The following is a 15024-nucleotide window of genomic DNA, read 5'->3' on the forward strand; positions in this document are numbered from 1 at the left end:
GCAGGAAAAAATCCCGAAGAATTCCTTGCAGATGCAACTTTATATTTGGAATATCTCAGTATCCTGACCATTGCCTGGCAATGGCTTCATCAGGGTCTAATAGCTCACCAAAACTTGTCCAAAGGTTCCCCGGAAAAAGATTTCTACCATGGCAAAATCATGTGCATGCGCTACTTCTTTGAATATGAACTGGTCAAAATGGATGGTCTTGGTAAAAGGTTGGTGTCGGATGATATGGTGACTGTGGAGATGAGGGGGGAATGGTTTTGAGGAAAATTGATTCTATATAAAATCATATATTCGCTTTTGCCCTGCTATATTCATTGGCAATCCTTTCAATAGCACTTGATGTCAATAATTCATCAAAACAATTGATCATAGAATAATCATCAAAATCCAAAAAATTGCCAGCATTGTCCACAATGTCCTTCTCAGGTCTAAAGTAATTCAAAAGAACTTCCCTGCCATCTACTAAAATCTGTTCACCTGAAATGAAATCCATTTTCAGTTCTTTCCTTTCCGGATTGAAAAACCCAAATCCAACTTCCAAAAAACATTCTTTTTTATTCTGGCAAAATTTTAAAGTGCTCAATTCAGAATGAACACCATTTCCGAAACGAAGTTTAAACTGTTTCAATATGTCTAATTTTGATGTCATTTATATGAACTAATTATACTAAACTTTACTCGAATCAATCGGGTCCGGAGGAGCAATTGGAAAATGTTTCATTTCATAAGACTCAACTAATGTTACCAAAAGGTCAAATTCATCTCCTTCTGGTGTATCTTTTTTAGCTACCCATAGTTCTTCAATCCTGATTATGGCGGCCTTGTAATCTTCTTTTGTTTTAATTGGTCTTATATCCATTGTCAAATTGTATTAGCATCTATTTTTTAGGAACAGTACTGAAGCAAAGTATTTATTTCAATTTCTTCACAGTTTGCTTATGGCTCAACAACGATTTCATTTGCGTGATAGCCATTTGGTTGAGTTGGATCAATCTCTCAATTTGCTCCAATCCCTGATGAATCAATAAAGCATTGGTGCTTTCCATATTGGACAAGACTACCAATTGCTCAATAGTGGCATAATCCCGGATATTACCCTTTTGGTCCGAGTTTTCATCTCGCCATTGTTTAGCGGTTTTCCCAAAAAGAGCCACATTGAGCACATCAGCTTCATTGGCATAGATAAAAGAAGCCTGTTTTTTGCTGATTTCAGCAGGAATCAGATTTTCTTTGATGGCATCTGTATGGATATGGTAATTTACTTTGGCCAAGGTTCTTTGGAAGTTCCATTCGATTTTTAGACGATTGTTTTCATCCTCCTTTAATCTTTTGAATTCCTTTATCAAATACACTTTGAATTCCGCACTAATCCACATACCAAATTCAAACGCAATGTCTGCGTGTGCATATGTTCCTCCATATCTTCCTGCTGTGGCTTTTAAGCCAACTGCACCTGTTTTTTCAACCCATTCCTTTACAGATATTTTATAGCTGTTCAATCCTGCTTGACTTTTAATTATGGCGAATTCGCCATAATTAAAAGTCGGATTGTAAACAGATTCCCAAATACCTAAAAATTCAACCGTATTTCTATTTCTAAGCCAATCAGATATAAAAAAGTCCCCATCTTTAGCTCTCAGCATATCAGTTAATGAAATGTATTCTCCATCCTTATATTGAAAAATGGTAATATCTGTTCCCTGAACAGTTATATTCTTTTTTTTAGCCATGGTTGTCAGTATAAAATGTATGGTTATCTACTGGTAATGGAAATGAATTCGACTTCTATTCTAATTACCCCGAATTCGGTATAATTAAAATCGAAATTGCACTAAACTTCTCATTCTCATATATGAAAACAAACTCGATTTTTTCTCCATCCTGATCAAATCTAAGCTATTTCCCCCATTTCCAAAACCAATTCCCACGCTTTGATTCTCAATGTTCTCACCCAATCAACTAGCCTTTAAAAAAAACAAAACTCCCGCAGGTGATCAAACCTGGGGAGTACCTAGCTGCTACATACGGTCGCTATCTATTTTGATTTATGCTCAGAATACAAATTTTAGGATTTTGGAAAAAATCTGATTCTTAGCCCACTTCATCATTGTTTTATCCCCCTCCAATCAATACCACTTCTCTCCCCTATACATATCAGTTTTTGCGGCATGTTCACGGTTGTAGAGCCTGAGGTAGTTTTCATCCATGACCCGGATGCGGTAGCCCAGCAAGTGGAAAAGAGGCCCCGTAAAGTACTTTGCTATATTCAGGTCTACCCTTAAGATTTCTTTTTCCTTGTTTTCCCACTTGATTCCAGGAAGGAAAACCAGAAGGTTGTCAAATCTGATTTTTCTGAGAAAAGATGACAGCCTAAGGGCGATATTAGTAATACTACGGATCAGAAAAAAACCATCACTGCCCTGCTTTTGGTATAAGGGCATAAAAAGCCTAGCTGCGTACTGAGATACTATGGGAAGACTATCGCTGATTGCCAAAGGGGTGCTTTTTTTGATGGTTTGAAAACTCTCAAAGCATGGCACCATATTAAATTGCTCCCCATTTTGGATCCGGTGAATATAGATGATTTCAAAAATCTCGGATACTTTGCCTGAAGCATTTTCCAGTTGGTTGAAATAACTTTCAAATTCTGTTAGTGATTTCTTCTTGATCAATCTCGCAAATACCAAGCACAGAAAAATAAAGGCAATATTATTGGTTATGGCAGCTTCCTCATCATGTTGCCCTGATTCAAATCCAATGGCCACATATCCCAATTGATTGACGTAACTCAGCAATGGTCCATCCATAAACTCCTCAATCCCCAAAATAATCGGGACTGGAAATAGGACGGAAAACTTTCTGTTGATCAGGGCATCATTTATGGTGATAAATGGAATGGTTTTGCTTGAGGTCGTATGCAGGTCTATAAAATAGAAGGGACCTGAATCATCTTTTAAAATCTCCTTTAATATCCCCAACAAGTCGACCAATTCTTCCTCCTCTTCAGTAGGAGTCTCTTTTGTTACTATCTTTTTGATATTTGATTTGGTCCACAGTCTATTGAGATCCTCTTTGATATAGCGCTCGTTATTAGCAAGTGCTTTGAGGTTACCACTAATACCATAAATTTTCCCATGGATTTTATCCTTTATTTTTTCTAGGTCAGCAAAGACTTTCTCAAAAGCAAAAACCCCTGCAACCTCATTTCCATGAATCCCTGCAAAAAAAACCAAAGTAGGACCCGGCCTACCTGTATCAATTTTCCCGATTACCCTACCTATTTCTAGCTTTTCTTTTAGGGCTTTGCTGTAGACCATAACCATAAAATCAAACGTCTTTCATGGTTACTATACCTACTAATTTTTTTTCCTTTACTACAGGGAGGGAATTGAAGTGATGAAACTTCATCAATTCTTTTGCTTCATCCACACTTTTATCCTGAGAAATGGTAATGACATCTTTTTTCATCAGCATTTCAACTGCTATTGACTTGATTTCTTTTCTGTCAAAATAGGGAACTAAATCCTTCCATGAAAGAATTCCCACCAGTTCTTTGTCCCCTCTAATCACGGGCATATGATGGATATTCTTCCATTTCATAATGTACAGCACAAGCTCCAAGCTGTCCTTTTCTTCCACAGAGAAAATATCCGTATTCATGATATGGTGCACCTTCTTTTTAATATTGAAGGTTGTAGTCGCGCTTGATTCCAATATTTCCCAATTAGACACGGGTATGTCCTTTTCCTGGTTTAGAAAAATATTCGCTGCCAACACCTGTAAGGATTCATTCCTTTTTTTGGTGGTCAACAGGTTTCGATAACTTTTGATCATCCAATCAGCCCCGCAATGGGAACCTACCCTTTTTTCAATGATTGAAAGGTAGGTGGTGATATCATTTTCAGATACTCCAGATTTTCTTAATCCATCATAGGCAATGGGAAGAAATACCTCCAAAATGAGTTTTTGGCTGGAGATATCATTCCCCTCCCATTTGAACTGAGCACCCATACCATATCTCGCAGCATGGTAGAAATTGGATTTGGCATCTTTAAAAACCATTTTTTCATGAATCCTATCATACTTTTCTGGCCTGCCTTTCATCACACCTATCCATAAAGCCATATTGGCAATTTGGTCAATCTGTGTAGGGCCTGCAGGAATATACCTGTTTTCAATCCTAAGATGGGGCTTTCCACCCCCTACCCCATAACATGCCCTGTTCCACCTGTATACAGTCCCATTATGTAGGTTGAGTGCACGGAGTTTTGGAATTTCTCCTTGGTTCATAATATCCATGCTATCTTCCAGTGTTTCACATGTCACCAAGCTTTTAAACCTCGCCACATTATCTTTAAAAATATCTATCACTTCACCGGTTTGCCAACCGGAATCAAAATTTACCCTTGGTTGCGACTCATTCAATAAATAGGTACTTGTTCGAATATCCACTGATTGGGTAAACAATGCAATTCTGGATTCACTCCACAATTCTTTGCCAAATAATAGTGGAGAATTGCTACAAATACCTAGGATGGGACCTGCTATTGCCTGAGACCAATTGTAACTTTCAGTAAATTCAACCGGATCAATCTGAAGATGCATCTGAAAACTGGTATTGCAACCTTCAAGCATAACAGAGTCCTGCAGGATAGTAAGCTCATCAACGCCCCGAATATGGATATTAAAATCCTGTGCCCTCAGATCCTTTGTGACTTCATTCAAGACAAGATATCGCTGTACCGGTGTCATATTTTCAACGGTAATATGATTTTGGGAGAGTGTCGGGAGTATTCCTGTCAGGATTATTTTTGAATCCAGTTTAGCTGCTTCGGACTTTGCCTTATCGAGTAGGTTGGAAAGTTGCCTATGCATTTGACTAAAACAATCACCCTTGAGTTCTATTGGGTCAAGATTTATTTCCAGATTAAAATTTCCAATTTCGGTTGTAAAGTGTTCGTCATTGATCTCCTTCAAGAGCTCGAGGGCATTGTTATTTGGTAAAAATTCATTGGTGACAATAAAAAATTCCTGCTCTGCCCCTATCCGAATGGGTGATTTCTCTATCAAACCCTGTTGGAGCATTTCTTCCAAGGCCTTTATATCCTCAATCAGCATATGAAAATATTCAGACTTATCTTTTTTACTTTTTAATATGATAACATTGAGGCTACCCATATGATTTGAAATCAGGTCTTTTTGATTTCCTCAAGTTAGCCAATTCCCTACCCATAGAATATGATTGAAGTCATTAAAAAAGTTATCTTTTCTCAGGCTTCCAGCATCTGTCATCTCTAATTGATGGAAGGTTGGGCTTATCCTGCAAAATCAGCAAAAATTGAGGTTAGTATCAATAATATCCCTATCAAAACTAAAAAGACTCCACCCATGCTTCTACACATTTAACCAAGTTTTTTCTGGCATTTTCCTGAAAATCCGCTTGATCAAAATCCAAATCAGGTAATATCAAGATCTCATCAAATCCAGCATCATTTCCACCTTTCCCCGAAGTGATCAACACGATATTTTTACCATGTTTTTTTGCAATTTGAAGCAATTCATAGCTTCCTTTTCCTCCTGCTGATTGGCTGTCGTACTTTCCCTCACCTGTTATGATGGTATCTGATCGCTTTACTTTTTCTTCGATTCCCGCTTTTTCAAAAAACCATTGGGCTCCCATCTGAATGTCTACAGGAAAAAAGAATGAAAGTCCAAATGCTATTCCCCCTGCTGCACCAAAACCAGGTTGGTCATTAATTTCCTTACCTGATTTTGTGGAAAGTAAATCCAAAACATTTGAGCAGCTTTTTTGAAATTCCTTAAAGTCATTCAAATCCAACCCTTTCTGCGGGCCGAAAACAGGAATTGCTCCTTCCTCTCCAAAAAAATAATTGTTTACATCACAAAGGCAAGTAATCTTGATGTCCTGTCTTTGGACAGGACTTTGAATATGTCGGAGATTTTTAAAAAGCACATCAGAAAAAATCGGCATTTCCCTACCCTTTTCATCCAAAAATAAATATCCCAGCCCATTTAAGATCCCAATCCCAAGGTCAACCGTAGCACTTCCCCCTAATCCAAGTACTATATGCTTTGCTCCATTCGATATGGCATTTCGGATCAATTCACCTGTGCCGTAGGTACTGGCTGTCCAGGGATTTTTTTCATATTCCTTTAAATACTTGATCCCAGACACTGTGGATACATCCAAGTAGGCTGTTTTGTTGGTTTTATCCAAAAAGTAAAAACCAGAAACAGACCTTCCCAACGGGTCCAAGGTATAAAGATCAACCTGTGGCAGTATCAGTTCCTTTCCCAACAAAAAACAGGTCCCATCTCCCCCATCTGCTATGGGGCATTGTTCTATATTGGCTTCTGGAAATTTCTTGGATATTGTATCCGAGATGATTGCCGCAGCCTCATCTGCTTCGATTGTGCCTTTGAAAGCGTTTGGTGCTATAAGGTAGTTCATGGTTTAGATTTGAGATGAGAGACGTGAGATTTGAGAAGCGAGAGACGAGAAGCGAGATGTTAGAAACAAGAACCAAAGCCTGCCCCGAGTATCCGGGAACCAAGAGCCGAGAGTAGTGTAACCTTTAAGGTCTTTTTTGACCTCGAAGGTTCGCCTCAGGTAAAGATTAGGGCTTTCGATCAACTTGTCCCCAATCTTTTAATTTTCCAATTTTCAAATCTTCCAATTTCCCTACTTCTTCTCTTCCGCTTTAAGCTTCTCAAAGTACACCTTCGTTGCTGCCTTTACTTTTGGTGCAAGATAGATGGTGGAGATCATGGTTGGAATGGCCATAATGGCATACATCCCATCTATAAAACTTACAACCACTTCCAATGAAGCTACCGCCCCTGCTACGATGGTAACCAAATAGAAATAATTGTAATAATTGGCTTTATCTGCTCCAAATAGGTAATTGAAACATTTATGGCCATAGTAGGAATAGGTAAACATGGTGGATAGGGCAAATACCAAAACCGCCACCATCAACAGGTATTTCCCAAATCCAGGAAGTGCCATTTCAAATGCAGACAAAGTTAATCTCACCCCGTCATTTTCGGTGCTTTCCCATACACCAGTCAACAAAATGACCAATGCGGTCAAGGTACACACCACAATGGTATCTATAAAAGGACCCAACATGGCTATCAAGCCTTCTCTGACAGGCTCGTTGTTTTTGGAAGCTCCATGGACCATGGGTGCCGTTCCTATTCCTGCCTCATTGGAAAAAGCTGCTCTTCTTGCTCCGATCACGATCACTGCACCTACAGCGCCTCCCATGACGGCATTGCCCGTAAAGGCATCTTCTACGATCAGCCATAACATGGCCGGCACATTGCCAATATATTGGAACATAATAATCATTACGGTAACAAAATAAAGTATCACCATAAATGGAACCAATTTAGAGGCCACTGCCGCAATTCTTTTGATCCCACCCAATATGACAATGGCCACGATGATCATCATGGAAATTCCCAAAACCCACTTGGTACTTTCCCCATTATCCAAACCATTTGGAATCAACAATACCGATCTCAAGACGGCTGTCAATTGATTGGCCTGAAAAATAGATAAGAGCCCCAAAATACCAGCGACGGAAAAAAGTACTGCAAGCGGTTTCCACTTTTTGCCCATCCCCTCTTCTATCACATACATGGGGCCACCCTGAATTTCACCGGAACTGTCCATTCCCCTGTACATGATGGCAAGACTACAGGAAAAATATTTGGTAGCCATCCCAACAAAAGCAGACATCCACATCCAAAATATGGCACCGGGACCACCCATATTGATCGCTATGGCTACCCCACTGATGTTGCCCAAACCTACAGTGGCCGCAATCGCAGCTGAAAGTGCCTGTCGGGAAGATATCTGACCGGGAATATTGGTTTCATCATATTTGCCCTGAACAACCTTGATAGCATGCCCCAAATGCCTAAAAGGCAGAAAACCAGAATAGACAAACAATAAAAATCCACCCCCCATCAATAAGATAAGCATTGGAGTATCCCAAATCCAGTTACTGAAGTTTATAATAAAATCTCCCATTATTTCGATTGAAAATGAATCAGCATATTAAGGGCATTTTTTGGGAAATACAAGAGGAAGAGAAGCTGGGAAGCGAAAAGGCGTAACATGGAGAAAGAATGAAGGGTGAAGGATGAAGGATAAAGGATAAAGTTATAGATTTGGGAAGGAGTGAGATTTTGAGATGGTGGATGAAGTACTGTACGAAATATGATGTACCAAGTACCAAGTACCAAAAAGTTACCATCTACTATTGCTAAAAGCAACTAAACATTGAATTCATAAGACCACAAACTGCTAACTATAAACTGAGACTGACTACTGAATACTGCGACTACCTACTGCGACTGCCTACTGTAAACTGAATACGACCTACTGAAAACTGCCTACCCATATATTGACCTTCTACCTAAGCAAAAAACCTTCGAGGTCCAAAAAAGACCTCAAAGGTTGTAGTTTACCAAACTGCCTACTGCTACTGCCTACTGAACTACCCCCTCCTCTTCAACTCCAGCACCTTTTCTTTCTCTTCCCCATTCAATTTCAATAATTTCACTATTCTATCCGGAGTGGGTTTTCCTAATGAGAAGAATAGCAGGGTGACTGCAAAAGCAATGGTATATCCCTTGTTATCGAAAAATAATAAGCCTGTCGCGCAAATCAAAGTCGTAGCAAAAAGCAGGTAGAATCTGAGCAATGTTGCCTGAGCATATAAACTTACCTTGGTTTCCAGATCATAGCTGCCATTTTGGATGCGCTTGATAGCTGCCTGAAAATTGAAATAATGCACAACGAGGATTGAAACACCCAAACCTAAGCCGAAGGAATCCCAAAATGGCGGAACTTCAGGAAGGTTTATTGAAAAAGTCTTGTTTTGGGAATTCAGATAGGCTACCGCAAAAAAAGGAATCGGAATGGCTATCAAAATCAGCACATTCCGCTCCAAGGATTCATATATCTGTTTGATATTTTTATCTTTCAAAATCCCTTATTCAATGATGATTTTTATATCCGAACTCGCAGGCTTAGAAGAACAACAAAGAATATATCCTTCAGCAATTTCACTTTCGCTCAATCCTGCATCCTCTATCATATCAACTTTGCCTGAGATCAGTTTTCCTCGACATGATGTACAAAGTCCACTTTGGCAACTATATGGCATATCAACATCCAAATCCAAACCGGCTTCAAGAATGGTCTTTCCGGCAGGAACTTCAAAACGATGGCTTTCACCGTTGACTATAACCTCAATTTCACGGGTGAGTTCAGGTGACAATTTCCCTGATGCTTTTAGGGTGGCCTCTTTGGCATCTATATCCGTGAAAAAACTCTCTTTTAGGATCAGTTCTTTTGGCATCCCCATAGATTCAAGGGCTTGAATGGCAGTTTCCATCATCCCTTCCGGACCACAAACAAAATATAGTGGGTTTGTATCTGAGGCAAGGATATTTGTCAGCGTATCTTTTACTTTATTGGAATCCAACCTACCCTTCAGGCCTGTCCATGAAGAAGTTGGTTGACTCAGATTATGAACGACCCTGAATCTTGAGGCGTATTGATCCTGAAGTTTTTCCAGTTGATTCTTAAATATAATCTGATCTTCTGACCTGCTACAATACAAGATGGTAACCTTTGATTCAGGTTCATTGATCAGGGCGGATTTGGCTATACCCATGATAGGTGTGATGCCGCTACCCCCTGCGATCATTACAAAATGTCTTTTGTTTTTGGAATGGAAATCAGTGGTAAAATGTCCCAATGGTTTCATGATCTCAATGGTCTTTCCCGGTCTCAGTTGATCATTGAAGTAGTTGGAAACCAATCCCCCTTCGACTCTTTTGACCGAAATTCCGGGATGAGGATCTACAAAAGGGGAAGTACAAAGGCTATATGATCTTCTAACCTCTTTGCCACCCAAATCTAAGATGACTGTAAGATATTGCCCTGGCTTGTACTCCAAAAAAGGCTCGGGCTGCTCAAAAAAAACTGATACTGTATCCGAAGTTTCCTTTACAATCTCTCTGACTTTCAAAGATAAGTACTGGTCACCCCTATGCTTTTCTTCTTTTTTCTTCTTAAATAAATTAAACATTCCAACTTTACCTTTACACGTTGTTTTAACAATAACCAAGTCTCAAAATTAATCTGCTATTTTTAATTTATATGCTCAACAGATGATAATTCTCATAGTTAACAACAAATATTTCTTAAACTGGTTTGTTTTTCCTCAGAAAAATGTGAACCCTTTTATAAATACAAACTTATTCGAAAAGGTTAACAGGTATTTTCACCTTAAAAATTAACTTTGTGGACCAAATCAAAAATTAATAATGATGAATCTTGACAACCTGACTGCCGTAAGTTCTGTAGATGGCAGGTATGGAAATAAAACTGCTCCATTAAGAGCATACTTTTCTGAGTTTGCACTGATCAAATACAGGGTCCATGTAGAAGTGGAGTATTTTATTGCCCTTTGTGATATCCCTTTGCCACAGCTTAAGCATTTCGACAAAAAACTATTCCCCTCCTTGCGGAATTTGGTCTTGAATTTCACACTGGAAGATGCCCTTCAGATCAAAGAAACTGAAAAAGTCACAAACCATGATGTGAAGGCTATTGAATACTTTCTAAAAGAAAAGTTTGATGAATTGGGACTTCAGGAGTTTAAAGAATTCATTCATTTTGGTCTGACCTCTCAGGACATCAACAATACGGCCACACCTTTGATGTTGAAAGATGGATTGGAAAACACTATTCTTCCCATTTTGAAAACCATAATTGAAAAACTTAAAGAACGAGTAGCTGAATGGAAAGACATACCCATGCTGGCCAAAACCCATGGTCAGCCAGCTTCTCCTACCCGCTTAGGAAAAGAATTCCAGGTTTTTGTTATCCGTTTGGAAAAACAATTGGAATTGCTTGACCAAGTTCCCTACTCTGCAAAGTTCGGAGGCGCAACAGGAAATATGAATGCCCACCATGTTGCCTATCCTGAAATTGACTGGAACAGCTTTGCTTTAAAATTTGTAGGAGATTATCTTGGGTTGGAAAGAAGTTACCCAACTACACAGATTGAGCATTATGATAATATAGCAGCAAGTTTTGATGGTTTGAAAAGAATTAACACTATTTTACTTGATTTGTCTAAAGATATCTGGCAATATGTGGCCATGAATTATTTCAAGCAAAAAATCAAGGAAGGGGAAATAGGATCTTCCGCGATGCCCCACAAAGTCAATCCCATTGACTTCGAAAATGCTGAGGGTAACCTTGGTATTGCCAATGCTTTATTGGAACATTTGTCTGCCAAACTGCCTATAAGCCGGCTTCAGCGGGATTTGACCGACTCTACGGTTTTGAGAATTATAGGAGTTCCTTTAGCACACATGCTGATATCCTTCGAATCCTTGTTGAAAGGATTAGGGAAACTGGAATTGAATATGTCAGCAATCACAGCAGATCTTGAAGAGAATTGGGCCGTAGTCGCTGAGGCAATACAGACTATATTGAGAAGGGAGGGGTATCCCAAACCTTATGAAGCGCTTAAGGAACTTACCCGAACAAATGAAAAAATTACGGAAAAATCCTTATTGACTTTTATTGAGGGACTCAATGTCTCTGATAGAATAAAAGATGAGCTAAAAAATATAACCCCTTTCAATTATTTGGGATTATTTTTATAGATGGCAATGACCCTATTTAGAAAGGAGTATTTTTGCGAAGGAGAATTTAAAAATTGCCTTGATATTAACTTGTCCGCCTAGGCGGATTTAGAAATACCCAAAAAAAACCAGCACAAAAAAATGGATAGCCAAAAAAGAATTTTTTCTCACTTTGGAAGTGATTTACCTGCGGGACTAGTGGTGTTCTTGGTAGCGCTCCCACTGTGTTTGGGAATAGCTTTGTCTTCAGGGGCACCCTTATTTTCGGGAATTATTGCCGGAGTGGTTGGCGGAATTGTGATTGGTTCTCTTTCCGGTTCTCATACTGCCGTATCCGGACCAGCTGCCGGATTGACCGTGATTGTCCTGAATGCCATTTCCGATCTTGGGGCTTTCGACATTTTCTTAACTGCAGTCGTGCTAGCCGGAATTTTACAATTAATCCTAGGTTGGATGAAAGCTGGTGTCATTGGTTATTATTTCCCTACCTCGGTCATCAAAGGAATGCTAGCGGGTATTGGCGTGATTTTGATCATCAAACAGATTCCCTATGCTTTTGGAGTAAATGAGACCGCAAACCTTGAAAAATATATACCTTTTGTCAATGACTGGAGTGCTGTTATGGATTTGGGGAATTTGTCCAATGAATTTCAATTCGGTGCCATCATCATCACTTTGGTATCCTTGGGGATATTGTTATTGTGGGATCGCCCATTTATAAAAAAACAAAAATTCACCAAATTCATCCCTGGGCCTTTGGTTGTAGTTATTGTTGGGGTTTTGATCAATAAAATTTTTAAATTCTTTATTCCAAATCTTTACATCGATGCATCAGGCAAAGTAATATTACCGGAAATTGAATCCTTTGGCCATCTGATCGGTCAGTTGACTTTTCCTCAATTCTCTGCTTTAACCAATCCTGATGTTTGGCTTGTGGCTTTTACCATTGCCATTATTGCCAGCTTGGAAACCCTTCTAAGCCTTGAGGCAGGAGATAAATTGGATCCCTTCAAAAGGGTATCTCCACCAAATAGGGAGCTTTTTGCCCAAGGAGCCGGAAATATTATTAATGGCCTGATAGGTGGCTTACCGGTGACCGCAGTTATTGTGAGGACCTCTGCTAATATTACATCAGGTGCCAGAACCAAAACATCCTCAGTATTCCATGGGATTTTGTTACTATCAAGTGTTCTTCTGATACCAGGACTATTAAACCTCATTCCATTAGCTTGTTTAGCAGCAATTCTGCTTTTGATCGGATATAAATTGGCCAAATTCTCTTTATTCAAATCCCAGGCAAGATTGGGAATGGATCAGTTTTTACCATTTGTCACTACCATTTTGGGTATTGTGATATTTGATCTTTTGATTGGGATTGGAATAGGGATGGGTGTTGCCATCGTTTACATCTTAATGAGGAATTTCCAGAATTCTCATTTCTTTGAAGATAAACCTGAGAACGAATCCAATACTATCCATATCGTGCTTTCTGAAGAAGTGAGTTTTCTGAACAAAGGCGCTTTAATTAAAGCTTTGGATGACATTGCGCCTGGAAGGCATGTGATCATAGATGGATCTAACTCAAAAGTAATAGACTACGATGTACTAGAGGTAATTGCCAATTTCAAAATTGCTGCCAAGGAAAAAGGTATAGAAGTAGATACAATAAAAATCAAATCGGTTACTTCCGGCAACTTACACTAATGGAAGAAATATTTCAGCCATCATGCACCTTGCACTTCCCCCACCTAACTTTTCTATGGTAGGGATACTTGGGACTGCAATATCTGTATAACGTTGGATAGTTTGGATCTGAACCTGACCAAGTGATTGGTAGGCTGCCTCAGACATGACTGTCAGTTTTCCTCCTTCTGAATTTTTCACTTCAAGCATATTACCCGCAAACTGAAACTTTTGCTTAGCTGTAATCGGAATCATCTTTTTGCCTGTTTTTTCCAAATATTCCTGAACCTTGAGTTTTTCCGAGGCAAGCGTGATGCTATCAAGACATACCACGGCAATTTCAGATCCAATATGCATCATGACATTGGTATGGTATATGGGTGAGACCAAGCCATTGACCACCTGATTGGCATCAAAGTCAACAACTTCATATTCCATTATCCTACCAAAATATGCCAACGGCACAAGATGGGTCCTCAAAGACCTACAGGCATAAACTACATTATTTATTCTATCCAAGATCAGGCTTCCTGTTCCTTCCAAAAACTGCTCGTCATTTTCAAAAAAAGTCAGGTCAATAATATCACTGATTTTATAACCCTTCTTCATCAGGATTTCGAAGATGTCTGTTCTTCTTTCCTGCCTGCGGTTTGGAGAAAACATGGGATACAAAATCACTTTTCCATCTTCATGGGTACTGAACCAATTGTTCGGAAAAATAGCATCAGTTTTCTTTGGTTCAACTGTGTCTTCAACCAACAGTACATTTACTCCCTTTTCCACCAGCAAACCAATAAACCCATCAAATTCCTTCTGGGCAAGTTTATTGATTTCCTGTGGACCTCTTTTATCTTGTTGCTGGTAAAAATTATTTGAAGCAGTTTCGGGGTTAAACCCAAAATTTGCAGGGCGAACCATTAATATATTTGAGGTCGTTTGAGTTGGCATAGTCGTATTTATGAATGCCGAATTTACCTATTTTTTATTATACCGATACAGAACTGGTTTTATTTTAAACCTTGTTTCGCTCAAAGTAAAATAGCTTTCTCCATTTGGATGAAAGGCAATGGCCTCTCCTTGGGGTTCAGGTTTGTATGGTAAAATCACGGGATTGCGTTTTAATGCATCAGGTACAGTTTCACCTGCTTTCCTTTCCCAATAAAAAACTGTAAAATAGTTTTTGATCAGGATCTGCTTTCCATCTTTAGATATATCCCCTGCCACTGACATGGTAAAAGGAAGTTCCATTATCTTTTCAAGTTCAAATTCTTTTTTTGAAAAAGCGGATTGTGGTGCCCTATAAAGTATATTGACAGAGTCGCGTTTGGAAACTATAAAAATATCTTTTGAAATAGGGTCTACCATCAAGGTCTCAGCATCCCTAGCCCCCTCAGGATAGGTGAGCTTTAAAACTTCAGGTTCAACTTCCATTTCCTCTTTCAAAGACTTCGGTTCAGAAAATCTGAAAATTCTAATGCTCTTATAAACAGCATTATTGTCCCCTATCTCACCTACATATACATATTGCAACTTTGGATCAGGTCCCGGTCCTACTGCTATGTCTTCCCAATCTCTATTCTTAACTCCTTTGAGTTTAATACTCCCTTTGTCTTTTCCCAAAGTATCAAT

The 15024-nt window shown here is 39.1% G+C and carries 14 protein-coding genes; 3 read left to right on the forward strand and 11 right to left on the reverse strand.

Translation table 11 applies throughout. From position 1 onward, the window contains the following. Positions 1-270: acyl-CoA dehydrogenase C-terminal domain-containing protein (locus tag ACEW8U_RS09960; RefSeq protein ID WP_373521891.1), on the forward strand; the 270-nt coding region annotated here is incomplete at its 5' end. A 22-nt stretch (positions 271-292) separates the two neighbouring features. Here the strand turns inward: ACEW8U_RS09960 and ACEW8U_RS09965 are convergent. The 9 genes from ACEW8U_RS09965 to ACEW8U_RS10005 form a co-directional block, all read right to left on the reverse strand. Beyond that, positions 293-637: a hypothetical protein gene (locus ACEW8U_RS09965; protein ID WP_373521892.1), complete on the reverse strand. Its 345-nt coding sequence runs from the start codon at positions 635-637 to the stop codon at positions 293-295. 39 nt (positions 638-676) lie between these two features. Next, the gene (locus tag ACEW8U_RS09970) at positions 677-868 is read right to left on the reverse strand and encodes a type II toxin-antitoxin system HigA family antitoxin (RefSeq protein ID WP_373521893.1); all 192 of its coding nucleotides are present in this window, start codon (positions 866-868) and stop codon (positions 677-679) included. A 52-nt stretch (positions 869-920) separates the two neighbouring features. Further along, positions 921-1739, reverse strand: coding sequence for a KilA-N domain-containing protein (locus ACEW8U_RS09975; RefSeq protein ID WP_373521894.1), 819 nt, complete (start codon positions 1737-1739; stop codon positions 921-923). 396 nt (positions 1740-2135) lie between these two features. Next, positions 2136-3332: a succinylglutamate desuccinylase/aspartoacylase family protein gene (locus ACEW8U_RS09980; protein ID WP_373521895.1), complete on the reverse strand. Its 1197-nt coding sequence runs from the start codon at positions 3330-3332 to the stop codon at positions 2136-2138. 4 nt (positions 3333-3336) lie between these two features. Continuing rightward, a complete protein-coding gene (locus ACEW8U_RS09985) occupies positions 3337-5187 on the reverse strand; it encodes a CBS domain-containing protein (protein ID WP_373521896.1) in 1851 nt (616 codons plus the stop codon). 193 nt (positions 5188-5380) lie between these two features. Further along, on the reverse strand, positions 5381-6481 hold the full coding sequence (locus ACEW8U_RS09990) for a glycerate kinase (RefSeq protein ID WP_373521897.1): 1101 nt from the start codon (positions 6479-6481) through the stop codon (positions 5381-5383). Positions 6482-6712: 231 nt separating this feature from the next. Then, on the reverse strand, positions 6713-8071 hold the full coding sequence (locus ACEW8U_RS09995) for an alanine/glycine:cation symporter family protein (RefSeq protein WP_373521898.1): 1359 nt from the start codon (positions 8069-8071) through the stop codon (positions 6713-6715). Between the two features lie 469 nt (positions 8072-8540). Beyond that, complete coding sequence (locus ACEW8U_RS10000; protein ID WP_373521899.1) at positions 8541-9032, reverse strand: hypothetical protein; 492 nt, start codon at positions 9030-9032, stop codon at positions 8541-8543. 6 nt (positions 9033-9038) lie between these two features. Continuing rightward, positions 9039-10142: a 2Fe-2S iron-sulfur cluster-binding protein gene (locus ACEW8U_RS10005; protein ID WP_373521900.1), complete on the reverse strand. Its 1104-nt coding sequence runs from the start codon at positions 10140-10142 to the stop codon at positions 9039-9041. Positions 10143-10383: 241 nt separating this feature from the next. Between ACEW8U_RS10005 and purB the strand changes: the two genes are divergently transcribed. Together purB and ACEW8U_RS10015 are read left to right on the forward strand one after the other, a co-directional pair. Beyond that, a complete protein-coding gene (purB, locus tag ACEW8U_RS10010; RefSeq protein WP_373521904.1) occupies positions 10384-11733 on the forward strand; it encodes an adenylosuccinate lyase in 1350 nt (449 codons plus the stop codon). Positions 11734-11853: 120 nt separating this feature from the next. Then, positions 11854-13416 carry a SulP family inorganic anion transporter gene (locus tag ACEW8U_RS10015; protein WP_373521901.1) on the forward strand — a complete coding sequence of 521 codons (1563 nt, stop codon included), beginning with the start codon at positions 11854-11856 and terminating at the stop codon, positions 13414-13416. Here ACEW8U_RS10015 and ctlX read toward each other — a convergent pair. Both ctlX and ACEW8U_RS10025 read right to left on the reverse strand, forming a co-directional pair. Next, positions 13408-14343: a citrulline utilization hydrolase CtlX gene (ctlX, locus tag ACEW8U_RS10020; protein WP_373521902.1), complete on the reverse strand. Its 936-nt coding sequence runs from the start codon at positions 14341-14343 to the stop codon at positions 13408-13410. The two genes, ACEW8U_RS10015 and ctlX, sit on opposite strands and share 9 nt — an antisense overlap. A gap of 27 nt (positions 14344-14370) precedes the next feature. Beyond that, positions 14371-15024, reverse strand: a 654-nt coding sequence (locus ACEW8U_RS10025) for a hypothetical protein (RefSeq protein ID WP_373521903.1), incomplete at its 5' end; no start/stop codon positions are given.

It is taken from the genome of Aquiflexum sp., assembly GCF_041751335.1.
Classification (GTDB): domain Bacteria; phylum Bacteroidota; class Bacteroidia; order Cytophagales; family Cyclobacteriaceae; genus Aquiflexum.

Bases quoted from the DNA above. Each gene is read 5' to 3' on its own strand.
- ACEW8U_RS09970 (WP_373521893.1), bottom strand. From the start codon at position 868: ATGGATATAAGACCAATTAAAACAAAAGAAGATTACAAGGCCGCCATA.
- ACEW8U_RS09975 (WP_373521894.1), bottom strand. From the start codon at position 1,739: ATGGCTAAAAAAAAGAATATAACTGTTCAGGGAACAGATATTACCATT.
- ACEW8U_RS09980 (WP_373521895.1), bottom strand. From the start codon at position 3,332: ATGGTTATGGTCTACAGCAAAGCCCTAAAAGAAAAGCTAGAAATAGGT.
- ACEW8U_RS09985 (WP_373521896.1), bottom strand. From the start codon at position 5,187: ATGGGTAGCCTCAATGTTATCATATTAAAAAGTAAAAAAGATAAGTCT.
- ACEW8U_RS09990 (WP_373521897.1), bottom strand. From the start codon at position 6,481: ATGAACTACCTTATAGCACCAAACGCTTTCAAAGGCACAATCGAAGCA.
- ACEW8U_RS09995 (WP_373521898.1), bottom strand. From the start codon at position 8,071: ATGGGAGATTTTATTATAAACTTCAGTAACTGGATTTGGGATACTCCA.
- ACEW8U_RS10005 (WP_373521900.1), bottom strand. From the start codon at position 10,142: ATGTTTAATTTATTTAAGAAGAAAAAAGAAGAAAAGCATAGGGGTGAC.
- purB (WP_373521904.1), top strand. From the start codon at position 10,384: ATGAATCTTGACAACCTGACTGCCGTAAGTTCTGTAGATGGCAGGTAT.
- ACEW8U_RS10015 (WP_373521901.1), top strand. From the start codon at position 11,854: ATGGATAGCCAAAAAAGAATTTTTTCTCACTTTGGAAGTGATTTACCT.
- ctlX (WP_373521902.1), bottom strand. From the start codon at position 14,343: ATGCCAACTCAAACGACCTCAAATATATTAATGGTTCGCCCTGCAAAT.